The organism is Microcoleus sp. F4-D5 (assembly GCF_036704885.1).
GTDB lineage: Bacteria > Cyanobacteriota > Cyanobacteriia > Cyanobacteriales > Microcoleaceae > Microcoleus.
This window is the reverse complement of record NZ_JAUBSX010000015.1, coordinates 20,515-46,043: the sequence shown is the minus strand read 5'-3', so window position 1 is coordinate 46,043 and position 25,529 is coordinate 20,515. Positions and strand designations below refer to the sequence as shown.

The window sequence follows — 25,529 nt, the reverse complement described above, 5'->3', positions numbered from 1 at the left end:
AACTGACAACTGCCAACTGACTAATCATCAATTTGCCATCCATCTTTGGTATAGTCTTCATCCACAATCTTTTTCGGACGCATCACCAGCACAACTCGCCCCAAAATAGGAATATCTGGGGATTGTTCAAACCAGTACAATTCTAAATTGCCAGCGTTATCGGCGAGGAAATAACTGTCAGCATCCCACTGTCTTTGGGCTCGATCGGCAATAATCAAAACTTCTTCAACTTTGCCTTGCAGCGGTACCGGCAATCTATCGCTCATTTCCAAAACCGCCACCGGATCTTCAGCGTTCAAAATTACCTGCCATCCGGGAATCGCCACCCAAGCTCCGGCTCCGGAAAATTTTACCATTCGGAACGGCTCGATTTCCTCCGGCAAAGGCACTGCCAGCAAATCTGTCGTAGAAAGCGGCAATTTGCCCACAACCGGGACAATTCGGGGCAATTGTTCTTCGGTATCGAGTCGGTAGACGGGCAAGCGGGGCGCTTCCCGTCTCGGAACTACGGTAAAATCGACGAGCAACTGCTCGATTTGCGCCCTAGCGGTTTGGCTGCTAGCTAATTTTAAACCGCGAGCAATGAGGCGCGATCGCTCTTGCAAATCGCTTTTCTGTCTCGCCAATTGCCAGCACTGGTAAGCTACAGCATCCCCTGGAGTGTCTGTGAACCCCTGGGGGAGACTCCCGAAGTGCGAAAACTCCTTGATCGCTTTAGCAACTTGGCGAGCATCGTCAACATCCAAATTGTGTGCTAGCATCAAAGCCGCCGCCCCAGCCCGCTCTACTTGAGAGAGAATCCGAAACTCGTACAAAATATCGCTACCTTTGCGGAGGAAGTGCGATCGAACTTCTTCTGAAGCCCCAGCATTTACCATGCTGGTGTAAACTTGGGCTGCGACACTCACTTGATTTTGCTGAATAGGTTCAAAACCAGTTTCTTCAAAAATCCTTTGAGTGTTGTAACCAGCTTTTAGCAGTGCTGTGCAGGCCTGTCCCCACTCTACCCAAGTGCCTTCTTTTCGGCGGAGCGATCGAATTAACTTTTCAACATCCACAGCATTTGTGGAGGGTGCAGATGCAGGAGGGGAGGAATCTTGCGGTGTATCAGTCATAATTGAATCAAAAACTAGCGCTAAGTTATGTGTGATTGGATACCGGCAAGGCTCGTGTCGCGGCAGAGCGATAGATTAATAGTAAGTGAGTTATGAGACTATTGTTACAGAATAGTTGCTCGCCTAAATTTACAAAGGGGAGTTTATCGTATTGTTATGGATAATGCCATTTCAGAGCTCGATCAAATTAAACGCCAGCTCATGACCCTACACAAACCGAAAAAGCCCAAAATGCTGGTAGTAGACGACGAACCAGACAATCTGGATTTACTCTACCGCACTTTCCGACGAGATTTTAACGTGCTCAAAGCTGAGAGCGGAATTCGCGCCTTGGAAGTCCTCGGCATCGAAGGCGAGGTCGCCGTCATCATTTCCGATCAGCGGATGCCCGAAATGAAGGGAACGGAGTTTTTGAGCAAAACAGTGCCCCAGTTTCCGAATACGGTCAGAATTATCTTGACTGGTTTTACGGACATTGAAGACTTGGTAGATGCGATTAACTCAGGACAGGTTTACAAGTATATCACCAAGCCTTGGGACCCGAATGAATTGAAAATGGTGGTGCAAAAGGCTGCCGAGACATATGAAATTCTCAAGCAGCGTACTGAGGAATTGGATCGCGCCCAAACTCAAATACAACTGTTAGCAACAATAATGCAAACGGCTGTGGATTATCCGAGTTTGGAAGCAAGTTTAGACCCAATTGCTACTGCTATAAGTGATAATTTTTTGGCGGACTCTTGCATTTTGCAACTGGTGGAAGGAAATGTTTTAATACCAGTCCAAGGCACTCACACCACTGGTTCTACTGTGGAAAATTGGCTGGCAGATGACCCTCTGGTTCGAGAAGCAATTACCTCTCAAACTATTCAGGGTGCTGTGAATATTGGGCTCGACACAGGCTTAGCGAGCCTGCCGCACTATCAGAAATCCGGCATTCAAGCTCACCTGACAATCCCGGTGATTCACAAAGGTCGATCGATCGCCCTGATTTCCATGCAGTGGAAGCAACCTTGTTCCCTTCGCCCCGACGAACTCACAACAGTTCATCTCGCCGCTCAAGAAGTTGCTTTGGTACTGACGAGTTTTCAAGGTCATTAGTCATCAGTCATCAGTCATCAGTCATCAGTCATCAGTCATCAGTCATCAGTCATTAGTCATCAGTCGGCTCTCTGTCTTGAGTCTAAAATGATAGCAAACCAATGATTCTCGACAAAATATCACCGGTAGTTAATAAATAAAAAAGTATTAATGACTGGCGACAGCATGACCTGAATGCACGGATTAATTATTTTTTCCTGCTGACCAATTACCAATTATCAATCACCCATGAAAAATGACAAATGACTAATAACGCCGAACAAATTAAAACTATATTTAATCGAATTGCACCAGTTTACAACCAATTGAACGATTGGTTGAGCTTTGGACAACACCGGATTTGGAAGCAAATGGCGGTGCAATGGAGCAGTGCGGGCCCCGGAAATACTTGTTTAGACTTGTGCTGCGGTAGCGGGGATCTAGCTTTGTTGCTGGCCAAACAAGCAGGGCCGACCGGTTGCGTATTTGGAGTAGATTTTTCCGCCGAACAATTGGCCGTGGCGGCGAGGCGCGATCGACCTTTTCTTACCCCTGGCAGTCTCATTTCCTGGGTAGAAGCTGACGCCCTAAACTTGCCTTTTGCCGACAATTACTTCGACTGCGCCACCATGGGTTACGGCCTGCGTAACGTGACTGACATCCCCCGCAGTCTTCAGGAATTGCACCGCGTTCTCAAACCCGGTGCCAAAGCAGCTATTCTCGACCTCCACCGCCCCAGCAATTCCCTAATGCGGAGCTTTCAGCAGTTTTATCTAGACACTCTCGTAGTGCCCGTTGCTCAGCAATTTGGCATGACTCAAGAATATGCCTACATTAATCCTAGTTTAGAAAAATTCCCGACCGGCCAGCAGCAAGTCGCGATCGCCAACCAAGCCGGATTTGCTTCCGCCACCCACTACCCCATTGCCGGAGCTATGATGGGAGTATTGGTATTAGTAAAAGCAATTGAAAATTAAAAGTGGTTGCAGTTTCGGTCGATCGAATACCCCAGATCAAAATTTTAGACCAAGGTTCAACCCCCCAGATTCATCTGTGGAGTAAATCTAAAATCTAAAATCTAAAATCTAAAATCTTATGAATCCGTCTGACATTTGGCTGTTGTTGGCCCCACCAGTAGTGGGAGGAATTATTGGCTATTTCACTAACGATATAGCTATCAAAATGCTGTTCCGCCCCTATCGACCTATTTACATCAAAGGGCGGCAGTTGCCTTTCACTCCCGGCTTGATCCCCCGCAACCAAGAGCGCTTGGCAAAGCGAATTTCCGACACAATTATGGGTTCGCTGCTGACGCCGGAGGAACTGCAAAACTTGGCGCGCCGCCTCCTGCAAACTGAGCGGATGCAGTCGATAATTCTCTGGCTGTTGCAGTTGGCGCTGGATCAGGTAAAAGCAGACGCCGAGCAAAAAACCGCTAAAATTCTCGCTAACATTCTGCGAGATTTGCTGGGGGAATCTGTGCCGCGAATTCTCAAAGTTTTGGCGCGCCGGGAAGATTTTTTAGAAGCTCAGCTTAATCAAATTTTCGATCAAGTTTTGCTGGAGATTCAGCTAACGGAATCTCAGGCGGCTCAGCTTGCTGATTGGTTGTTGCAGGTAGTAATACCCCCGGAAGTGCTGCGGCAGGCTTTAATTGACTTTTTGACGGATCGCAATATTTCGATCATCGATGAAGGGTTTCGAGAAAAAACCAGCGGCACTTATTGGGTAGTAGCAAATTTGTTTGGTTTGCGGAACACTTTAACTCGGCTGCGGACTTTTTGTTTGGATGAGAGAGAAGCGACAAATCAGCGGTTAGCAGAGTTAACTGTTTCTTTGGGAATTCGCGGGCGCATTCAGGAATGGCTGCAAAATTTGTCGATGCAAAATTTACCGGTTTCGACTGTGAGACAGTTGCGAAAAACTATGCGCGACAGCGTTCGCAGCTACGTTCAGCAGCGGGGTGCAGAGGTACTTGAGGGGTTGAGCAAATCTATTGATTGGGAAAATATTTCGCGGTTGATTCTCAATCGCTTGCAAACTTCTGCGGTGATGAGCGCTTCCCTGGAAATTGTCAGCAAAGAACTGGCTTTGGTTTTAGAGCGCTATTTAGAGCGGGATTTAGAAAATATTGTAGCTCAGGCTATCCCGATTTTGAATATCGACCAGGTGATTGTCGATCGAGTCAAAGGTACTTCTCCTGAACAGTTGGAGTTAGCAATTCAGGGAATTGTCCAAAGCGAGTTGCAGGGAATTGTAAATTTAGGAGGTCTTTTGGGTGTTTTTGTCGGCTGTTTGCAGACAGTTGTGCTGTGGATTCAGCGGTGATTTATTTCGGCAGTTGTGAGATATTTGTTCTAGTCTAATATTCACTCGACTTGCGCCCACAGTACCAAAAACGCGGTTTTGCGGCCGTATTTGCCACCTCAGCCAGAGGGTTTTTGGTAGAAACTGGGTTTTTGTAGCCCCATCCTAATTTACCTATTTTCTAAATCTATGCCAGCCCCCAATTCGGACGATCGCACAAACATTCCAAAAAACCCCCGCAACCTCAGCCGCCAACAATACGAGCGTTTAACCGCAGAAATGTCAACTCCCTACCGGCCTCTGCGACAGTTTGTTTACGTAGCTTGTGGCGCTTCGGGCTTTATCGGCGGCTTGGTTTTCCTCGCTAAAATTGCCTCTGGCCGGGAAATAGGTTCTGCTTTGCCCAATTTTGCCCTCCAAGTCGGAGTTGTGGCCCTGATGGTGTTCCTGTTTCGCTGGGAACAGCGTGCCGAGGGCAGATCCCCGAAGTCGAAGTAACAAAAGTTTACAAATCGAGACAAAAATCTATATGAGGCAAAGAAAAGTTATAAATATAAAGAAATTATTATGAAATCCTGGTTTGTCAGCGATCCCTGTAATGATAATGATGTGGCTTCAATTGGGGTCAGCAAATTTAAAGGCCCTAATCATAAACCGCTTGTGATTCGTTCAAATGGGGTCAGCTTTCATAAAGACCCTAAATATATAAAATCAATTTAAGCCCAGCGCCAGCCTTCACTGATAGAAGAGCTGGCGTTCGGCATTTGGCGAGGATCGGGAGATTCGGAGATAGAATCAGTAGGGTGCGCTTAGCAAGCACTGAGAAGCCCGTACCAGCGCCGTGAACAGAGTTTTTTGCCTAGCATCCGGTATAGGTAATACCTGTTCCCAAAAATCATGCAACTCTAGGCCGATGCTGGAAACCACGACGATCGGTCATTTGCAAATCTAAAATCTAAAATCTAAAATCTAAAATCTAAAATGGTATAAGTGCTGGGGCGATCGAATAATTTGGCATTTCCCGAAGACCTTAGCCCGTGCAGTAACTGATGAGATGTGTCAAAGTCGAAGTAGAAAAAGATGTTGGGAGGTTTAATTATGGATCGATCGTTTTTCCAAGGGCGGTGGACTTTATTTTTAGCAGCGGGAGCGGGAATTGTATTTTACAGTAATGCTGCGGCTGCTGCCGAAAAGGTAGTGCTCAAATACAGTGCGATCCGAATGACTTTACCCGTCAGCGAATTAGAAATTTTTGCAGAAACTGGGCAAATGTCGCCCGCGTTAGAAATGTTGCTGGGAAAGGCAAAAAAAGAGCCGGAAGCTGTTCGCAGCAGTCTGACGAGACCGGTAAAAGTCAGTCAAAGGTTGTTGGATCAAACCCTCAACAGCAAGGTTGGGGAAATAATTCTCGATGAAGTGGGTCAGGTAATTCGCACTCCTTCTGGGAATGCAAATCGAGAAGCTTTGCGCGAAGCCTTGGTGCTGTCTGCAACTAATGATAACGAGATTACTATGCTGGAAGCGATGAAGAATTATCCGACTCCAGAAGTTTATGTTGAGGGCGATCGCTTAGTTGAAGCTTACGGAAAACTTGTAGCTTTGTCAGAACAATTGGGCGGCGTTTCAGAACGGCTGCAAGATCTTTTGAACAAGATTCGTCTGCCTAGATTGTAGTGAATTTTGTCCGGCGGGGTTGATTGCTTCGACATAGCACAAAATGTTATTTAACCTGCATAAATTACAGTCAAGTCACACTTTATTTGTGCAAAATTTGTCAGATATTAGCTTGGCTGTAAAATTAAGCTTCGCGATAAATGTTAGAGGGTTCACAAAAAGTTTGAATAAAATATTTATATTTTTACCAAGAAAACTATTTCAGACAAAAATGCAGGCCGTAGCTTCTGTATCCCCCATAAACTGAAATATGATTGGGTGGACATTGCAGATTATGTATTTTAAAATAGAGAAACGCTGTCAGAGTCAGGCGGTTGCGGAAAAACGGCCGGTCATGAGTAATCTTGTGCTATAACAGACGGCATGACACAACCTATTCGCCAAAACTATTGACTAAAAAAAGTTGAAAAAAAAAGGTGAGAGACTGCATTAATTATCAGCACCTCGAATTCAAATAAAACCCTACCTGTCAGGGTAGTACACTTTCACTCTATCAACCCTATTTACTGGGTAACACTAGCAACATGAACAACAATCCTATTCGTTCAAAAGACCGTTTCTTGGTTTTCGGTGCTCCGGCAATCGAAGATGCTGAAATTCAAGAAGTGGTATCAACCATGAAAACAGGTTGGTTGGGTACAGGCCCGAAAGTCATGAATTTTGAAAATGACTTCAAAGCTTACAAGGGTTCCGAGTACGCGATTGCAGTCAATTCCTGTACGGCGGCACTGCACTTAAGCATCCTCGCTGCTTCTTTAAAACCGGGGGATGAAGTCATTACTACTCCGATGACTTTTTGCGCTACAGTTAACGCGATCGTTCACGCAGGCGCAACACCGGTACTGGCGGATGTAGATCCGGTGACAATGAATATTGACCCCGCTCAAGTTGAAGCTAAAATAACTTCAAAAACTAAAGCAATTTTGCCGGTTCATTTCGCGGGTCGTCCCTGCGATATGGATGCGCTTTGCGAGATTGCTCGCCGTCACAACTTGAAGTTAATTGAAGACTGCGCTCACGCGATAGAAACAGAGTACAAGGGACGTAAAGCAGGCACATTTGGCGACTTTGGATGCTTCAGCTTTTATGTTACCAAAAACATTACGACCGGCGAAGGAGGAATGATTCTAGCGGCCAGTAAAGAAGACGCAGACAGACTCAAAATTTTAGCGCTGCACGGTATGAGCAAAGATGCTTGGAAGCGCTTCGGAGACTCGGGTTACAAGCATTACCAAGTGGTGGAAGTCGGTTTTAAATACAATATGATGGATCTGCAAGCTGCGATCGGCATTCATCAAATGAAACGAGTTGCCCCTTATTGGCAGCGGCGGGAGCAGATTTGGCAGCGCTACAACGAAGCATTTGCGGATTTGCCGATTACTTTGCCCGCCAACCCAGAACCGGATACAATTCATGCTTATCACCTGTACACCATTTTGGTAGATGAAGCCAAAACAGGAATCAGCCGCGACGAGTTTCTCAATGCTATCAATGCTGAAAATATCGGTGTAGGCGTACATTACATGAGTATGCCGGAACATCCTATCTATCAAGAAATGTTTGGATGGCAGCCGGAAGACTATCCGAATGCTAGCTACATCGGACTGCATACAATTAGCTTGCCGATTTCGGCAAAATTAACAGATGCAGATGTGGAAGATGTGATTGCTGCAGTTAAAAAATGTTTGGCGATCGGCAAAACTAAGAATCCAGTTTTGGCAACAGCAGACTAAAGTCCTGAAATAGGTTGTTATTAAAAAATCCTAGCTGTTTTTTAACAAAAGCAGCTAGGATTTTTTTTGAGTCCACAACGCCCTTTGCAAGGTAATGATACCAAATCCGGGTTTAATACCCGGTTAATGGAGTGGAAATTTTAGATTTTAGATTTTAATAAGTGATAACTGGCGGCGTGAAAACCCTGCGGGAAACTCAGACATGACTTACGCATCGGCCCCAGAAATCTGGTTTTTGACGCCCGCGTGCGGTCTACAATTCGTGTTTTCGTAAAAAAAACCGGTTTCTAACCAATCGTGCATCCAGGACTATCAGACATGGCTAATATTTGACCGACTTGTGTGAAAAAAAGATAGGTCAGCGCCAAATTTACACGCTTACTTATACAAAAAAATGTTATCTAAATTCTCTCAAACTCACTTCCTCTCGACAACTAACTCGCTCTCTGTTTTTAGTCATAAAAATTGTGTTCAACGGGGTCGAGCGAGCAGCAACCAGGCGAACGGCATGATTCCTAGCTATATTTGTCACCCGCCCAAGCACTGACATTTAATTTTTACGGCGCAGCAAGCACCTTACTGCGCACTTAGATTTAATTGGTAGCGTGCTTGCTGCGGCGTAGGCTAATAGAATTGTGTGCTTACATTTAATTGGTAGGATGCTTGCTAAGCGCACTTTAAAGATTACCTTTAAACCCGATCGCATTTACAATCGTCCACGCATCTACCAACAGCAGAAGCAGCGTACATAAAAGTAAAATAAGATACATCCAAGGCTGCGACAAAGGGCGGACATCTCTAGTATCAATACCTGTTTTTGCTTCCACCAAACCGACTAATTTAGCAAATCCAGCCACTCGCATCGGCAGCAAATAACCTTCTCCCGAATGACTCAAAAAATAGTAAACTAAACCTCCTTGACCGGTCGATCGAGGTTTGAGAGATTTTACCTCAGTCCAAGGTAGCGACCAACCCTTGCGAAACAAACGCGGAAACCAGTTGGGATATGTGACTTCAATCCCTTCTTCGCTGACAATTACCATTTCACCGAGCACGCCGTAGAGGCCCAAAGCGCCGACAACAATTCCCGCCCAGATTGCGGCGGGTGGAACCGGCGCTTTGGTTACTTCCGACAAAAACGGTAACGGAATTGTCAGGGCTGCGTACAAGCTCAACAGCGTGATTCTAATTAGGGGAGAAAGCCGGAATACCGCCGGCTCAAATACTGGGGCAGAAGATGGGGAAGAAGCGATCGGTTGTGCTGACATAGCTGAAATTCGAGAAGCTGTTTAATGATATTTTTGCACAGTTGTCGAACCCGCCAACAAAACTCAGGGAAATATGAAAAACCGGACAATCTTTGCAGTCGGAAGTTTTGATCTAAAATTCATTTCACAAACTTTGATTGTTAAGTGTTGAGTTTTTAACGCTTTGCTGAAGTAGGAATTTTGAGCGCGGAGTTATCAATTAACTGACAATTTATAACTCAAAACTCACAACTCCGATTAATCGACGGCTGTGAGGGCCGATACAGTCAAAGATTCTGAGATTTCTCGGGATTTGGGGCGGCCGGCAGTTGCTGTTCGATGGCCCTGAACTTCCCCTAGGGATCTGCTAGGATTGAGGTTTGAATAAGGGCCTTCGTTAATCTGCAAGCGATCGCAAGGGATTTTATCCGACAAAATTGCACTGGCCATCATCCCGGTGTGAATTTCCAATGCAGAGGTCCGTATCGCTTCAAACACTAAGCGCTGTCCGGGAAAAACCACTCGTTCAAAGTACCAGTTAGGAATGTTGGTGATGCGAGCAATTTGAATTTGACTGGTGGCGTTGACGTAGCAGCACAGAATCTTGCTGTCGCTGTCTAAGGGTACGGGGTCAAGAATTTGAGCCATAAATGCTGAGGGAGCCTTCCCTAAAAGTTTTAGTTATCTTATTAGGCTAACACTAGGCGATCCCACCTACTGTAAAGCCGACTACCAACTCCCTGGTACATTAGAGACCGATCGTACCAAAATTTAAGTTTAACCGGGAAAAAATATCGTTTTTGACTCCCAGCTTGGATTTTCAGTCAAAATACGCTGCATTTACTTAAAAATTAGCTTTTTCCTACTGCTGTCGCCCATCGACACCAACAAGCTCGGCCTTGAGCCAAATAGAAAAATTTAAGAATATTTAATGTCAAATTGCGAAAATTAGACATATTGTAAAGTTATATTAAAAGAATATTAACATAGCGGAAAAAGTTCCACTTTAGGATATGGCAATCATGGAAAACCGAGAAAACCGAGTCCTGTACGTTCGCCTCCCTTGCAATCCTATTTTCCCGATCGGAGTTGTGTATCTTTCGGATCACGTACACAAGCTGTTTCCCGATGTCGAACAGCGCATTTTCGATTTAGGTGCGGTACCCCCCCTGGATTTCGCCAAAGCTTTAGATGCCAGCATAGACGAGTTTAAGCCGACTCTGCTGGTTTTCTCTTGGCGGGACATTCAAATTTACGCGCCCGTGGGCGGCCGGGGCGGCAACCCGCTGCAAAATGCCTTCGAGTTTTACTACGCCAAAAATCTGCTAATTAAGTTCCGGGGAGCACTCGGAGGACTGCGTTTGGCCGCGTCTTACTACACCGAACTCTGGCGCAATTTGGGACTGATTAAGCGCGGATTGAAGCGGGCCCGGAAATACCGCCCCGAAGCTCGTGCAGTGGTCGGCGGCGGTGCTGTGAGCGTGTTTTACGAGCAGTTGGGACGCAGTTTGCCGGCAGGAACTGTGGTTTCGGTGGGGGAAGGCGAAGCTTTGCTAGAAAAGTTGATTAAAGGCGAAGATTTAGCCGAGGAAAGGTGTTATGTGGTGGGCGAAACTGTGCCGCGCGCCAAGCTAATTCACGAAAAGCCAGCCAACATCGAGAAAACTGCTTGCGATTATAACTACATCGAAACCATTTGGCCGGAATTTTCCTATTATCTACAGGATATGGACTTTTACGTCGGAGTCCAAACCAAGCGCGGCTGTCCTCACAATTGCTGTTACTGCATTTATACGGTGATTGAAGGGAAACAAGTGCGGATCAATCCGGCCGATGAGGTGGTGGCGGAGATGCGGCAATTGTACGATCGAGGTATCCGCAATTTCTGGTTTACCGACGCTCAATTTATCCCCGCACGCAAATTCATCGACGATGCAGTTGAATTATTGCAAAAAATCATCGCCGCCGGCATGGATGACATACACTGGGCCGCTTACATCCGTGCGGACAATCTCACACCCGAGTTGTGCGATTTGATGGTAAAAACGGGGATGAATTACTTTGAAATCGGCATCACCAGCGGTTCCCAGGAACTGGTTCGGAAAATGCGGATGGGCTACAACTTGCGAGTAGTTTTGGAAAATTGCCGCGATTTAAAAGCAGCAGGTTACAACGATGTGGTTTCCGTGAATTACTCGTTTAACGTAATTGACGAAACCTTTGAAACCATCAGGCAAACTATTGCTTATCACCGAGAATTAGAGCGGATTTTTGGAGCCGATAAAGTAGAACCAGCGATTTTCTTTATCGGGTTGCAACCGCACACAATTTTGGAAGAATACGCCTTTAAACAGGAGATTCTGCAACCTGGTTACGATCCGATGAGTTTGATGCCTTGGACAGCGCGCAAGTTGCTGTGGAATCCCGAGCCTTTGGGTTCGTTTTTCGGGCAAATTTGTTTAGAAGCTTGGCAGCGTAATTCCAATGATTTCGGCCGCGAAGTGATGGCTATTTTGGAGGAAAGACTCGGCTGTGCGGATTTGGAAGAGGCATTAACAGCGCCTGTGGAAGTCAAAAATAAACAGTTGGCAGCCGTTAATTAATTATCAGGTTCGCAGTCAGGAATTATGTCTTTAAAAAGGGGGAAGGGGAAAGAAAATGTATCTTTCCTTTCCCTTCTTATTGTTCAATAAATAGGTAAGCGCAAATCAACAATTACGGTGTAACAGACTCAGTTCGCGCTCGGGGGTCGAGAAACCCGGTTGCTACGAAAATAACAGTATGAAGAAACCCGGTTTCTCCGATCGGCGTTTACAAGTCATAAGAGCGTAAAACTGTCATAAATGCAAGCGCTTGCTTCCCTTCATCGCATAGAGATACTTATGTATTTTCACTGGTGTAGGGGGCTGCACGCGCACCTTACTTAAACCTAGGATGTACCGTACTCTCTTCGCACCTCACCTCTGACATTAAATATTATTAATCTCAAACAAATATGCCTTAAGATGTAATTATATAGGTAAAACCAGGAGTGACAAGATGTTTTGTAAAGATAGAGTTAAGGGCATTAAAGGATTAGGTCTAGTTATGGCTGGGATTAGTGCGATTCCCTTCTGGATAGCTTCGCTTCACGGCTTTTTGACAGCCTCAGCAAAAGCAACTCCACTAAATCAACCGATTGGCAACGTTGGGGCGCTCGCGCCGAACACTTTGGGCAATTATCAACCGCTGCAAATTGCCCAAGTAGAGGGATGTCCGAGGGCCCAAATGGTGCAATCTTTCGCAACAGCCAACTTTTCTATATACATTTGCAAAACCCAGGAAGGGGATATTTTTTACCGCGGACTCAGCAAAATAAATGGCACCCAAATCAATGTCATGCAAGTAACAACAGGTGACGACGGAACTTATGAAGCGACTAACGGCAATATTACCTATTCGATTAACCCCGAACGCCTGCAAGTCCGGCAGAATGGTAAGGTTATTTTGACCGAAGGTGTTATCAAGTAGCGCTAATTGTGATTCAAGGATCGCTCCTCTAAATTTAGGGTGTATTTTATTTAAGTGAAAAATTCAAGACTGGCAAAAATATATTGATTCCTTAATAATTAAAGAGAATCAGCGGTAACGGTTATAAAATTGACTAACTTTTATTCAAATACCTCTCAATCAGGACGATCGCCACAATATCGTCCACCGGTCTCGGCGGCGTCCGCATTCCCTTCGGAATCAAGCGGTCGAGTCCCGTCGGAGGGTACATTTGCCAGTAGCGTTCCCTCGCTTCTAAACTGCTGTACCTCTCGTCAACTTGAACAATTTTGAGCGCAGGCGACAAACTCTGCGTCAGTTTTTGTTTCCAACTTTTAGAAGTAGTTTGATCTCCAAGCACCAATAATTCAATCGAAAACTGTTCGCACACAGATTGAATAGTCGAAATTGCACTCTCGGAGGGTATCACTTGATGGTAGAAGACATTGTTATCTGTACTCATGACGGCGATACCGCACTTGTCTTTCCCCGGATCGAAACCTAAAATCATAGTCATATCAATTTAAAAAAGTCTAGCTACAATCTTCAATCTTATACCAATTATTAAAAATCACAGCGAACCTTAGGGACAAAGGCTTTTGCCGTGTCCTAGTCCCCGCGGCGGACAAAGGCTTTCGCCGTGTCCCTACACCTGCTCGCATACAATCTATCTGTATCACTACTTTGCAGAATAGGTATCAGTTACCAATTACCAATTACCAGTTACCAATTATCAATTACCACATTTATTTTTTAATTCTTAAGTCTCCTGGGCCTTGTTTTTGTTGTCCGGTGCGGAAAACAACGGCTCCGTTTTCAAGAGCCACTAAATCTATTTTAAGCGGGCCGGCGATGTAAGTGACATCTGCGGCGATCGCCTGAACGTCCAGCGGTTTCTGGTACTGCTGCAACCGATCGATAAAACCAGCTAAAGTTTCAATCTGACTGTCGGCAACTTGTACTCTACCGCCGACAACGCCGATCAGGCGAGCGCGAAATTGACACGCTTCTATCAATTGCAGCAACTGCTGCCGCACCTGTTCGTCGGTCAAAATCACCGGATCGACAGCAACCCCTGCAATCACATCTCCAGCGCGGAACACAACTCGATTGATTTCTGCTTCTGCAAATACCTTAATTACCTTTTCTTCCCGCAGGTAATTAGCGCCGGCGACAATTCGCACCACGTAGTCTTGACCGTCTTTAATCTGACTAATTAGTTGATCTATTTCTGCTTTAGTAATTTGAATAACCTGCTCTTTAACCTTCTTATTCTCCGGCTGCATCAGTCCGACGGTGGTTTTATTTGCTTCTTGCAAGAGTCGATCGATCGCGCGGCTCGCCATAGCGGGCTCGATAATGCGAACGACGCCAGCAGCTAAAATTTGACCGCGCCTGATGGCAACTGTACCCTCGCGGATTGCCTGAAAGTCCCGTTCCAAAACTTGCACTTGCTGCTGCAATAAAGCTTGTTGTTGTTCGAGTTGAGCTTGTTGCTGTGCCAAGGTTTCTAGGAGTGCTTCTCTCTCGGCAATTACTTTGTCGCGCTCGAGAATTGTTCGCTCGCGCTCGGCAAGATTTTGCACCCGCTGGGCAATTTCCTTATCTCGCTGGGCAATTAGTTCGTTGCGATCGACAATTTCTGTATCTCGCTGGGCAATTTCTCGCTCTCGCTTGGCAATTTCTGCGTCTCGCTGGGCAATTTCCTTGTCTCGCTGGCCAATTTGAGCTTTTACCTGCTCTCGCTGCTCGATTAACTGTTGGCGTTCTTCTTGCAATTGGGCGATTTCCGCTCCCAAAGTCGTTTTTTGAGCGGAAACTGTTTTCAATTGGTTCTCGGTGCGATCGAGCTGAGCTTTTGTAGTCGATCGGATCGTTTCAACCAATTTCAATTGTTCTTCGGTGCGGGATTTAGCCGCTTGCACGCTGCTGAGCTGTTCTTCTGTCTCGGATTTAGCCGCTTCTACCTGACTTAACTGCTGTTCAGTTTTAGACTTGGCTGCTTGCACGCTGTTGAGCTGAGCTCGCAGCGAGTTTAATTTTGTTTGCGTCCGAGCTTGCTCGGCATTAGCTGCTTGGAGGGATTGATTAATTTGCTCTAAATTGGCTCTAGCTTGGGCTTGAGCGGCTCTGGCTTGAGCTAATTCAGTTTCAACTCGATTTTTTTCTTGAGTGGCCTGGTTGATTTCTCTGCGGGCGTTGTTGAGCCTTTTTTGAATCTCGTCTATTCTAAAAACTCCCGTTCGCAGCGGCTTGCTAGTCGCAAACAAAATACCCAGAGTCAGTGCTGACAGGATGCTGCCGGCCATTACTGTCACAACAACAGCAGTATCGCGGGGGCGAAGTTTGAACAAGCTCAACCTTGCCTTGCCGACTTTCGTCCCAAGGCGATCGCTGACAGTGGCGATCACACCCCCCAACACTAAAATTACAAATACCAGGATGTATCCAGCAGTCATTCCGATTTTAGATTTTGGATTTTGGATTTTGGATTGAATCTAAAATCCAAAATCCAAAATCCCATACTTTCTCGGCATCAAGTGAATTGCTGGCTTAAAGCCACCGGGTTGTGGACTGTGATCTTTTTCTTGTGGATCGAGATCATGGTTTCTTGTCTGAGATCCCCGAGCAAACGAGTCACAGTTACCCGCGTCGAGCCGATCGCTTCGGCGATCGCCTGGTGGGACAGCTTCAAATCTATCGTAATCCCCTCTGTACCTGGCACGCCAAAATCCCGGCACAGAATCAGCAAAAAGCTGACGAGTCTCGAACCCATATCTCGGTGGGCCAGCGTTTCGATCATCATCTCGGTTTGCAAAATCCGAGACGACAGTCCCCGCAGCATCACCATCGACAATTCCGGGTCTTCCTTGAGCGCTTTCTCGACTTGTTCGATCGGCAGCGATATCAACTCTACCGGCGTAAAGGCTACCGCGTGGTAAAACCTGTCCGATCGGTGTCCCGTAATCAGAGACAGCACCCCAAATACGCTATTTTCGCGCAGGAGGGCGACTGTAATTTCTTCCCCTGCTTCGTACACCCTGGACAGCTTCACAGCACCTCTAATGAGAACATAGACGCGCTCAGCCGGGTCTCCAGGGAAAAAAATTGTCTTGCCCCGTTCAAAGGTTTCCACAATGGGTGGAAACGCCCCGCCGCTGATCTGGCGGAACACGGCTGCTAGCGGTCTATCATGCGTCACGACTCGATCCTTTGTACTAATCAATACTTTGTAACTTGCCGATTAACCTTATTGAGTAAATATACTTCCCAACCTCCAATATCCAAGGATTCTGTTACTTCCATCTAATGTTAAGGTAAAGACACGCTGTATGATTAAATCTAGCCCTTCTCTTAACTTTTTCAATTCCGCCCCCATGTAGCTCCACAGCAAAATTAATATCAATTGTGTCTCAATTGTGTCTCAATTGTGTCTGAATCAGTTAAATCTGAATCAGTTGTGTCTAAACTGGCGGGGTTGTCGCATAGAGCCAATGAGAACGGTGCAAGTTGCTTCTAGAAGAAATACAGATGATAGATTTGACCGGAAAAAATGCTCTTGTTACGGGCATTGCCAACAATCGCTCGATCGCCTGGGGCATAGCTCAGCAGCTACACAAAGCTGGGGCCAACCTCGGCATAACTTATTTGAAGGACGAGAAAGGCAAGCACGAGCGCAAAGTCGCGGAACTGGTGGAACCGCTCAATCCCAGTCTGTATTTGCCCTGCAATGTCCAAGACGAGAGCGAAATTGAGTCTACTTTTCAAACCATCGCCGACAAGTGGGGCAAGTTAGATGTCCTGATCCACTGTCTGGCTTTTGCTGGCAAGGACGAACTTTCGGGAGACTTCACCAACACTTCGCGCCAAGGTTTCTCCAATGCTTTGGATATTAGCGCTTACTCGCTGGTGCGGCTTTGTGCCGCTGCTAAACCCCTGATGGCAAGCGGCGGCAGCATTGTGACGCTGACTTATTTGGGCGGCGTCCGGGTAGTTCCTAATTATAATGTGATGGGAATTGCTAAAGCAGCTTTGGAAATGAATGTTCGTTATCTGGCTGCTGAACTGGGCCCGTTAAATATTCGGGTAAATGCCATTTCTTCTGGCCCGATTCGGACTCTGGCTTCGTCAGCAGTTGGCGGTATTCTGGACATGATCCACCACGTTGAGGAAGTGGCCCCGCTGCGGCGGACGGTGACTCAGCAGGAAGTGGGAAATGCTGCGGCTTTTCTGTGCAGCAATCTCGCTAGCGGGATTACGGGTCAAGTTTTGTATGTCGATGCCGGTTACGAAATCATGGGAATGTAACAGTTGTCGAGAATTGTGAGTTATGGACGGGCGGGTTGAGACAATAAACTTTAACTTTAACAAGTAAGTTTGATCTGGCATCTTCTTGCACCATTTTCAAGAACTTGTAGGGGCGGGTTCACCAAAAACTTTCTCCTGTGACAGACAGGTTAAATAAACCCGCCCCCACCCACTCGCATCTTCTTGCACCATTTTCAAGAACTTGTAGGGACGGGTTCACCAAAAACTTTCTCCGGTGACAGGCAGGTTAAATAAATCCGCCCCCACCCACCCAAAATCCCTTGATTGACATTGGTGTCTGATGTCAGTTGCATACAGAACCAGCCCCTCGCTTGAGACTCAACACTAAAAAAATCCCGTTCTCAAATTACTAATTATCTATAACTAATGAATGACCAATTGCGAATTATGGAGATAATCGATCGCCCTTCTGTGCCTCCTGCAAGTTCTGTTCAACCAGCTAGGGCCGCCTTGGTGAAACGCACGACACTGGAAACGGATGTCACTGCCAGCCTCAATCTCGACGGTGTGGGAACTTGCAAGGCGTCTACGGGGATTCCGTTTTTAGACCATATGTTGCACCAGATTGCTTCTCACGGATTGATAGATTTGGACGTGCAGGCGATCGGGGATTTGGAGATTGACGACCACCACACGAACGAGGATGTGGGAATTACCTTAGGCCAAGCGCTGGCAAAAGCTGTCGGGGATCGATCGGGCATTTCTCGCTTCGGACATTTCATCGCACCTTTGGATGAAGCTTTAATTGAAGTAGTGCTAGATTTTTCGGGACGGCCTCACTTAAGCTACAATTTGCAAATTCCCAACCAGCGGATCGGCACTTACGATACTGAATTAGTGAAAGAGTTTTTTTCGGCTGTTGTGAACCACACTCAGATGACACTGCACATTAGACAGTTGCAGGGCGGAAATTCTCATCACATTGTGGAAGCGGCGTTTAAGGCATTTGCGCGAGCTCTGCGGATGGCGGTAGAAATCGATCCGCGGCGCGCCACTCGAATTCCGAGTTCTAAAGGAGTTTTGTAGTATGGGGTTTGTAGTAGCGTTTGGGCGCTACTACGAATTAAGTAGGTAGGTGCAAATAAACTTTGGTATGTTACAGAAGGTAAAGCTCTCATAACACCTGCCATTGTTGAGTTTCACAGAGTGACCCTCGCTGCCCACATTTGTGTATTTTCCAACCAATCTACTTATCTGTCGCGATTTCCTGCAATTGTTTGCAGCGTAAGTCAGTCAACTCCAAAAACTCTATGTTATCTGCGGCTTAATACCCTTTAAACCGTTACAATCTAATATTTTTTATATGAATAAAATTAGTATTTTTACTGCTATTCGTCGTCACCTATGGGGTATTTTACTCGCTTTAATAACAGTATTTGCACTAATTAAATTTAGCTCACTTCATATCAAAACCAAAGTAGTATCAGCCTCTCAAATCGTTATCAGCAGTCCTGCAATCCCCAAAACCTTTAACCCAGCTCTAAATCAGGAGTTACCCTACATTTCAGACTACACTCACGAAGGGCTAATTAGCGAAAATTACCAAGGGAAAATTGAACCTGCCCTTGCCGAGTCTTGGAAAATATCTAAAGACAAGAAACGGATTATTTTTAGTCTTAGGAAAGGACTTAAATGGTCAGATGGACAGCCAATTACTACAGATGATGTGGTTTTTACTTATAACGAAGTTTTCCTGGGTAAAGACATGCCTAATAATGCAAAAGACTTATTTAGAGTTGGTAACAATCGTGTTTTTCCCACTGTACGAAAAATAGATCGACTGCGATTTGAATTTATTATACCTCAACCATTTGTCCCATTCCTTCGGCTGGCAAAACTACCAATATTACCAGTCCACGCATTGCGGGAAGCAGTCAACACAAAAGATCGAGAAGGTAAGCCTAAATTTCTATCAACTTGGGGTACTAATACTCCACCCAAAGAAATTATTGCGAATGGTCCTTATACGATAGAAGCTTATACTCCAGGTGAGCGGGTTATTTTCCGGAAAAATCCTTATTACTGGCGAAAAGACGCTCAAGGTCACACCCAGCCTTATATCGAGCGTATGATTTTGCAAATAGTTGACAATAGCGATACCTCTTTAATACAATTCCGCTCTGGAGGATTGGATTACATTAATGTTTCTCCTCAAAATTTTTCATTATTGAAACGGGAAGAAAAGCGAGGGCAATTTACCATTTACAACGGTGGTCCTTCTAGGGAAACTACGTATATTAGTTTTAATCTCAACAAAGGAAGCAGAAACGGTCAACCTTTGGTCAATCCAATCAAGTCTCGCTGGTTTAATACAGTGGAATTTAGACAAGCTGTTGCCTATGGGATTGACCGCAGGGGATTGCTCAATAACATATATAGAGGATTGGGTGAATTGCCAACTTCATATCTTCCTAAACAAAGCCCTTATTATCTTTCTTCTAAAGAAGGTTTAAAAGATTATGAATACAATCCTCTAAAAGCGAAACAATTACTGGTAAAAGCCGGCTTTGAATACAATAATCAAGGACAGTTATTAGATTTTCAGGGAAATTTGGTGCAGTTTACCCTCCTGACAAATTCTAGCAATAAATTTCTCGATATAATCGCAGTACAAATTAAAGAAAATTTAAACGAACTTGGCATTCAAGTTGATTTTAATCCTGTAAGTTATAACCTTTTTATAGACAAAATTCTTAACTCTTTTAATTGGGAGTGTCGTTTGGGGACGATTAATCTTAGTGTAGAACCAAATGACAATGCTAGTTTGTTCTTGCCTGAAGGTAGTTTCCATATATATAATCAGGAACCTAAGAAAGGTCAGACTCCGATAACAGGACGAGAGGTGGCCGACTGGGAACGGAAGGTTGGCAACCTTTATCTTCAGGCAGTAGAAGAATTTGATGAAGCAAAGCGCAAAGCTATCTATGCAGAAGCTCAACGCATCGATCAGGAGTATCTACCATATATTTATTTAACTAAGCCTTTCACGATGGCAGCAGTGCGAAATTATATCCAAGGTATTAAGTACTCTGCCTTAAGAGGAGTATTTTGGAACATTTACGAACTGAAACTGAGCGATCGGAAATAGCGCGATCGCCCTCGCCACAAAACTAGAGACTTGATGGCCGATAAAAACATACCCCTAATTAACGAATTACCGATCCAAGCCAGTAAAAACATTCAAAACATCCCATCAAGCATTTCAGTAACGTCTTGTTGGTCGCGCCCCCGCTTGTCGTCATATATCATTAACGTATTCAAGTTCCTATGCCTGCTGAGTTTCTGAACCTTCCGCACATCCCCGTCTGTTGCTTCCAGTGCCGCCGTGATAGCTGAGTGTCGGATGCGGTGAGGAGACATCTGTTTTTTGATACCAGCATTTTTGCTATGGCCGACAACAATCTTGGGGATACCGTCGCCGATTAACCGATGTCCCGGTTAGAAAAATAAAGCGCTGTGAATAAGGGGTCAGTTTCCCCGGCTCAAATTGGTTTAAGTTCCAGCCAATCGGCGATCCCTTGAACAGTCACAAAAAATGAATTAGCCGGAAAAATGTTTGAGGATGAATTAGAGCTGGCTTATGCTGTAATTCATGGGATAAAAGTTAGAGCAGAAAGAGGAAACTATACTACAGAACGTGTTAAACTTAACTCCAATCAGGTTACTTAATCCTTCGTTACATACTTGTAAATATTTCCACCGACTTACTTAAGCGTTACTGAATTCACTGCGGGTTCAGGACGTAGGCAGCTTTTCGCTCGGCTTTCCCAAATAAAGAATACCGAGAGCAATGGTAGCTCCCGGTATCAACTTTTCCAGTTTCGTTGTCGCGCCAGTAAATCCAATCAGGCTCAATTTGAGAAAATTTGCCTCACTCGATTAAGCACAGCCGATCGTTATTGGTTAGCCTGTTCCAAAGCGGGATTCGTTGAAGCTCCAGCAATTTCGGCTAAATTAATCTTGACGACTTTATTGCGAGCTTCAGTCACTTTGGGTAGAGTTAACGTTAGAATGCCATCTTTGCATTCAGCTTGCACAGAGTCGTTTTGAATGTGTGCTGGCAAGGGAATTACCCGGTGGAATTTGCCATAGCGGAATTCAGAGCGGACGTAGCCAGATTTCTCGTCTGTGTTTTCGTAGCGGCGTTCCCCAGAGATAGAAATTGCTTCGCGAGTGACTTGAACGTCAATGTCTTTGGGGTCAATTCCAGGCAGTTGCGCTTTTAATACGAAGTTGTCACCAACATCAGCCAATTCCAGAGCGGGCATCCAAGTGGCTTCTGAGTTATCTCTCGTTGGTGCCAGTTGATCAAAAACTTTATCGAGTTGCTGGCGGATGGTTTCAATTTCCGTGAATGGTTGCCAAGAGCGCATCAACATAATCTGTCACCTCAAAGATTGGTAAAACTTTATAAGGAAAGTTTGGGTTGAAGCTCATCGCTTACAGTTATTATGATGCCGCTTTATAAGTGAGAGGAACAGTCAGGAGAACCCAACCCTGTTAGTCGTATTTGCCCGAATAAGTGCGAAAGAATCAGCAGTAATTGGCAGTAAAGAAAACCGTACCAAGCTATTCCTAGAAACCGAAAAGGCTGTGTCAACGCCATGATGACCCTGCCGAGCGAACTCTCCACCGCGCGAGCGTCGGGGGAAGTATCGCTGGTGTTAACCGTACCAAAAACAGGGTGCGGGTGATGTGTCGCAGGGTAAGGACGTGATTTGTAGGCGTGAGCTGCTTTCCCACAGCCATCGCTCGCACTCGTGAGGGATCTCGCATAATCCCGGCGTTGCTGGGCGTTACTGATTTACGGTATGAAAGGCTAAATATGCAAGTCATAGAAACCAGTATCCACAAAGCTTGAGGATTTTCAACTTATTTTTTTCATACCCTGATTAAGCAACGCCCGAGTTCTACTAAACTTACTGTCTGAAATCCTGCTTTTTCTAGACCTAAATCTAAACCGCATGCTCCAGCAAAGAGACTAATAGGTATCGGTTGGTTGTTAATCACAGGTTTTTGCCTCAAGAACAGCTTGGATCGTTGCTCAAAATTAAGTTGATGAGAATTTATTTTAATGAACTGCATAGGGCGCAGAGGAAGCTGAGGCAGAAAAGAGAGATAATATAAGAGAAGACAGGACTTACGGAGAACCTCTATATTAAGGTGTGCACTGCACACCTTACCGCTAAAAGCTCAAACCGGAATTGCCGCTCAATCTATCCAAACTTCGTCAAAAATCGGAAAGCATCAAGTACGTGACTCGCGCAAACGTAAGGCGAAGTATTGTAAAAAGCTTGCCAAGCCGCCGCTTTATCTTCGTCGTATTTATCCGCTCTTTCCGGGTATTTTCCTCGCCAATTCAGGCGCACGGCGTGACCGACTAACACATCTAAAACGATGTATTCTTCTACCTTTAATTCGGGGTTGCGCTGGGCAATAGCTGCCAACTCCATCAGCGCCTCTATATTGACTTGTCGGTATTCTGGCGCCACAATTTTATTCAGTAAATGCTCGATTTGTAGCGCAAAATTCTTTTCTCCTGGCGTCATTTCCGATAATATAATATGGCTATCTAACCGATTGCGCCGCTCTAATTTGTCGCCAATTATCAAGCCTTTGCAGTGCCGCAGCAGTCCCCAAACACTCGGATAAAAATCCTTCGGTACGCGATTGACTGCACCTTCCATTTGCCGCTTCCGGCGCCATCCTCCCGCAGGCATTGTTGGTTCTTCGGAAACTGGCGCTACTACCCATTCAATATCTTTTTCCGGCTGTTTGACGCGCAGGGATTCTTGCTGTTTGAGGATTTGATTCATTTCCTCGTATTCTGTCAACACTTGGCGCAGGCGATTTTTGATTTCAAAAGGGCTTAGCTGCATTAAATGTTCGTAAGCTTCATTCTGCGTAACTCCTAATTCGCGGGCTAATTCGCTTGTTAAAAGCAGAATAAAGTAGCTAACTCTCAGTGTCAGCAGACCTTTAAATAACTGCGGTTCTGCTTTAATTAGGACGCTGAGATAAATTAGAATTTCTTGGGTAAGAACTCGATCGCGAATGTCTTCTCCGCAGAATTGGCGAATTTTGTCCATCACTTCCGTGTAAGATCCCGGTCGCGAAATTATCGAATCTTCGCTGTAAGCTTTCCCTACAGCAATCTGTTTTTGTCGCACCAAAATGTCTGTCACCGCATCGGACAAGCTGATATCAACTTTGTCCAGCAAACCTGCGGCATGGCGGATGACTGCCCATTGGATTTTTGATTGCGAACTTTCTCCAGCTTTTGTATAAACTTCGTTGAGCAAATCCACTACTTTAACTGTTTGTTCTGCACCTCCAAATCCTGTATCAAAATTTAATCCTTTGAGTCGAACTAACGTGTGCAGCAACTCAATTTGTTCGTACAAATTTTCTGAATCGCGCAGGCTAGTTAGCAAAAATTGAGTATTAGTTTCGCACTCTAATTTAAATTCTTGCGTGTGACCCAGAGGCCAAGTTTTTTCAGAACTGTAAGTTAGATAGCTGCGCGTTTCTACTGCACCTGTCACCGGAGATTCGGTAAATTCAAAATCGTGGATGAAATCAATTCTTTCGGTGCCAGCGGTCAGCATTAACTGCTTGAGATTTCCGAGTTTAACTGGCGTGTTGTTGCAGTGTCCGTCCCGGAATTCCTTCATTAATTCCAGCAGCGCTTCCCGCCCGGTTTCCAGCATTGTATGAGTCAACATCAGCGTTACCGTGGGGCGTCCCAACTGATACCAGTGGCGGTGAATGTGAGCTATTTCGCTTTTGATTTTAGATACTAAAAAATGGTAATCTAGAGTTAGGTAAAATTCTTGTCTGTCCAAAAATGAGGGGAGAAAGACGATCGCCTCTTCGCGAATTTTAAACACCCGAGAAGTTGTCAAACTCCGCAGACGCCGCACGGGGCGGCCGGTTAAACCTAATGGGTCGTTGCGTCCAATTTGCGTGTAAATAGCTGATAATTCTTTTGTCTGGCGGACTTGAATTGGTTCTACCTGTTTAGGGGTTTGCGCCGCAATGCCGTTAGCGGCTAATTCTGCTTGCAAATCTTCGTCTTCAGCTAACAGTGCAATTTGTACTAAAGGTTCTCTGTGGGGGCCCACTGACAAATGCCTTCCCAGCGGGTCGATGTCGCCAACTGCGATTAATCCTTCATTTAGCAATTGACCGAGAAAATACAAACTTTGCGCCCAAACGAGGGGAATATTTTCATTGGGTAAGCGCTGCTGGCTGCGGGGATTTAACTTTTCTGCTTCTATATTTTCGGCGGGGACGTAGTACAATTCGGGTAGTAGCGGCAAACCAGAGCGATCGACTGCCAGAGATTCCAAACGCTGCTGGTACTCTTGCACTTGAGCTTGATTTCCCTGAAATATGCCGTCCAAAAATAAATAAGTAAAAAATAGCGGCCACTCGCATTCAATGTGCTCGAACTGCTTTAATTCTGTGGGTTCGTAGTGCAGGCGATCGGCATCTTCCAAAACAGTTTGGTGTCCGTCCCGCAGAAACCGCTTGCAGCCGTAATTTCCTTGCAATTTGTCAATAATCTTATTCCGAGTCCGTTCTATTAATTCTCGGTCTTCCACAGCAAAAGCCGGAAAACTAATCACGCTCAATAAAGCCGCATCTACTTCTTTTGAACTGGATTCGCGAGGCAAAAGCGATTCCAAAGTAATGCGACTTCTGGCAATTTCGTCTGGCAAAACGTGAATAACTGATGCTTGAGAGCCTTTAATCCCGAACAAATCCAACCCATTTATTGCTTCCAGGGCTGCTTTTGCCATGCCAACTGAACTGGCGTTCAATTCTGCATTACCGCGATTGATTTTATGGCCTCTTTCCCAAATTCCGTAATCGGGCGTGCGGTAAGCTCTACCGATGTAGTAAACTAAATTCTGCACAAAATTGACTTCATCTATTGTAAAAACTACGTGCAACCCCGCCGCCGTCATTTGAGCAAGAATTAACAAATATATAGATGTAGCGTCTAACTGTAAATGTCCCCATTGGTCATCGCCGACAACAATACTTCCAGTTTGAGTATTGTATTTAGCGTGCAAGGCATCTAGCGGCAACTGAGTATTTTTAAAACGTTCTACTTTGCTCGATTGCTGCATCATCGCAAACAGCAAGCCTCGCATTAGTTTGACTGTGCTGTGTTCGAGTTCAAATGTTCGGCCGCGATCGCCATCAATTTTGCGGTAAGCTAAACCCAAACCCCAAACCGCGAGAATGCTGTACACGTTGTCGCGTACCCAAGCATCGGTGTAGTCGCCGTGGGCGTTAACTGCGGTACTCGCCGGCAGCAAACCCGTAATTGGGTTCTGGCGCTTGAGAATGACGGTTTTGATTTGCTGGTAGTAATAGTCTAACCTCGTTTGCCGCTGAGTTGTTGCGATCGCCATTTCGTTTTCCTTGTTTTTCCTGATGCGAGCCGAATTGGGGTGAATAGACTTTTAAATATATCAGAGTTCAGATTATTTCTCAAGTTTTGC

At 45.4% G+C, this 25,529-nt stretch carries 20 protein-coding genes; 11 read left to right on the top strand and 9 right to left on the bottom strand.

Annotated features, from left to right (window positions below; genetic code table 11):
• Positions 1-20: 20 nt before the first annotated feature.
• Positions 21-1,115: a RuBisCO accumulation factor 1 gene (locus QUA80_RS09835; protein WP_333423668.1), complete on the bottom strand. Its 1,095-nt coding sequence runs from the start codon at positions 1,113-1,115 to the stop codon at positions 21-23.
• Positions 1,116-1,271: 156 nt separating this feature from the next.
• On the opposite strand from QUA80_RS09835, the gene QUA80_RS09830 reads away from it, so the two are divergent.
• From QUA80_RS09830 to QUA80_RS09805, 6 genes are all read left to right on the top strand, one after another.
• Positions 1,272-2,216: a response regulator gene (locus tag QUA80_RS09830; RefSeq protein WP_333423667.1), complete on the top strand. Its 945-nt coding sequence runs from the start codon at positions 1,272-1,274 to the stop codon at positions 2,214-2,216.
• A 242-nt stretch (positions 2,217-2,458) separates the two neighbouring features.
• Positions 2,459-3,172 carry a bifunctional demethylmenaquinone methyltransferase/2-methoxy-6-polyprenyl-1,4-benzoquinol methylase UbiE gene (ubiE, locus tag QUA80_RS09825; RefSeq protein ID WP_333423665.1) on the top strand — a complete coding sequence of 238 codons (714 nt, stop codon included), beginning with the start codon at positions 2,459-2,461 and terminating at the stop codon, positions 3,170-3,172.
• Positions 3,173-3,290: 118 nt separating this feature from the next.
• On the top strand, positions 3,291-4,523 hold the full coding sequence (locus tag QUA80_RS09820; protein WP_333423663.1) for a DUF445 family protein: 1,233 nt from the start codon (positions 3,291-3,293) through the stop codon (positions 4,521-4,523).
• A 168-nt stretch (positions 4,524-4,691) separates the two neighbouring features.
• Positions 4,692-5,000 carry a DUF3493 domain-containing protein gene (locus QUA80_RS09815; RefSeq protein WP_333423661.1) on the top strand — a complete coding sequence of 103 codons (309 nt, stop codon included), beginning with the start codon at positions 4,692-4,694 and terminating at the stop codon, positions 4,998-5,000.
• A 600-nt stretch (positions 5,001-5,600) separates the two neighbouring features.
• On the top strand, positions 5,601-6,176 hold the full coding sequence (locus tag QUA80_RS09810; protein WP_333423659.1) for an alpha/beta hydrolase: 576 nt from the start codon (positions 5,601-5,603) through the stop codon (positions 6,174-6,176).
• A 524-nt stretch (positions 6,177-6,700) separates the two neighbouring features.
• Entirely contained in the window at positions 6,701-7,909 is a 1,209-nt protein-coding gene (locus QUA80_RS09805) for a DegT/DnrJ/EryC1/StrS family aminotransferase (RefSeq protein WP_333423656.1), read from the top strand.
• Between the two features lie 677 nt (positions 7,910-8,586).
• Here QUA80_RS09805 and QUA80_RS09800 read toward each other — a convergent pair.
• Positions 8,587-9,177, bottom strand: coding sequence for a hypothetical protein (locus tag QUA80_RS09800; protein ID WP_333423655.1), 591 nt, complete (start codon positions 9,175-9,177; stop codon positions 8,587-8,589).
• A 237-nt stretch (positions 9,178-9,414) separates the two neighbouring features.
• Positions 9,415-9,804 (bottom strand): DUF1830 domain-containing protein, encoded by a 390-nt coding sequence (locus QUA80_RS09795; protein WP_333423653.1) that lies wholly within the window; start codon positions 9,802-9,804, stop codon positions 9,415-9,417.
• A gap of 374 nt (positions 9,805-10,178) precedes the next feature.
• On the opposite strand from QUA80_RS09795, the gene QUA80_RS09790 reads away from it, so the two are divergent.
• Complete coding sequence (locus tag QUA80_RS09790) at positions 10,179-11,759, top strand: photosystem II high light acclimation radical SAM protein (protein ID WP_333423651.1); 1,581 nt, start codon at positions 10,179-10,181, stop codon at positions 11,757-11,759.
• Between the two features lie 436 nt (positions 11,760-12,195).
• Entirely contained in the window at positions 12,196-12,666 is a 471-nt protein-coding gene (locus QUA80_RS09785; protein ID WP_333423649.1) for a hypothetical protein, read from the top strand.
• 133 nt (positions 12,667-12,799) lie between these two features.
• Here the strand turns inward: QUA80_RS09785 and QUA80_RS09780 are convergent, their stop codons facing one another.
• The 3 genes from QUA80_RS09780 to ntcA all read right to left on the bottom strand — a co-directional run bounded on the left by QUA80_RS09780 (position 12,800) and on the right by ntcA (position 15,886).
• Positions 12,800-13,195, bottom strand: coding sequence for a pre-16S rRNA-processing nuclease YqgF (locus QUA80_RS09780; RefSeq protein ID WP_333423764.1), 396 nt, complete (start codon positions 13,193-13,195; stop codon positions 12,800-12,802).
• 235 nt (positions 13,196-13,430) lie between these two features.
• On the bottom strand, positions 13,431-15,143 hold the full coding sequence (locus QUA80_RS09775) for a DUF3084 domain-containing protein (RefSeq protein ID WP_333423647.1): 1,713 nt from the start codon (positions 15,141-15,143) through the stop codon (positions 13,431-13,433).
• 77 nt (positions 15,144-15,220) lie between these two features.
• Positions 15,221-15,886, bottom strand: a complete 666-nt coding sequence (gene ntcA, locus QUA80_RS09770) for a global nitrogen regulator NtcA (RefSeq protein WP_006634020.1) — start codon at positions 15,884-15,886, stop codon at positions 15,221-15,223.
• Between the two features lie 329 nt (positions 15,887-16,215).
• Between ntcA and fabI the strand changes: the two genes are divergently transcribed.
• From fabI to QUA80_RS09755, 3 genes are all read left to right on the top strand, one after another.
• Positions 16,216-16,992 (top strand): enoyl-ACP reductase FabI, encoded by a 777-nt coding sequence (fabI, locus tag QUA80_RS09765; RefSeq protein ID WP_333239827.1) that lies wholly within the window; start codon positions 16,216-16,218, stop codon positions 16,990-16,992.
• Between the two features lie 408 nt (positions 16,993-17,400).
• Entirely contained in the window at positions 17,401-18,039 is a 639-nt protein-coding gene (hisB, locus tag QUA80_RS09760) for an imidazoleglycerol-phosphate dehydratase HisB (protein ID WP_445302226.1), read from the top strand.
• 277 nt (positions 18,040-18,316) lie between these two features.
• Positions 18,317-20,101, top strand: a complete 1,785-nt coding sequence (locus tag QUA80_RS09755) for an ABC transporter substrate-binding protein (RefSeq protein ID WP_333423643.1) — start codon at positions 18,317-18,319, stop codon at positions 20,099-20,101.
• Positions 20,102-20,193: 92 nt separating this feature from the next.
• On the opposite strand, the gene QUA80_RS09750 is transcribed toward QUA80_RS09755, so the two are convergent.
• From QUA80_RS09750 to QUA80_RS09740, 3 genes are all read right to left on the bottom strand, one after another.
• Positions 20,194-20,373, bottom strand: a complete 180-nt coding sequence (locus tag QUA80_RS09750) for a tyrosine-type recombinase/integrase (protein WP_333423641.1) — start codon at positions 20,371-20,373, stop codon at positions 20,194-20,196.
• A 536-nt stretch (positions 20,374-20,909) separates the two neighbouring features.
• The gene (locus QUA80_RS09745) at positions 20,910-21,392 is read right to left on the bottom strand and encodes an Hsp20/alpha crystallin family protein (RefSeq protein ID WP_333423639.1); all 483 of its coding nucleotides are present in this window, start codon (positions 21,390-21,392) and stop codon (positions 20,910-20,912) included.
• An 837-nt stretch (positions 21,393-22,229) separates the two neighbouring features.
• Positions 22,230-25,439 carry a glycoside hydrolase family 15 protein gene (locus tag QUA80_RS09740; protein ID WP_333423638.1) on the bottom strand — a complete coding sequence of 1,070 codons (3,210 nt, stop codon included), beginning with the start codon at positions 25,437-25,439 and terminating at the stop codon, positions 22,230-22,232.
• Between the last annotated feature and the right edge of the window lie 90 nt (positions 25,440-25,529).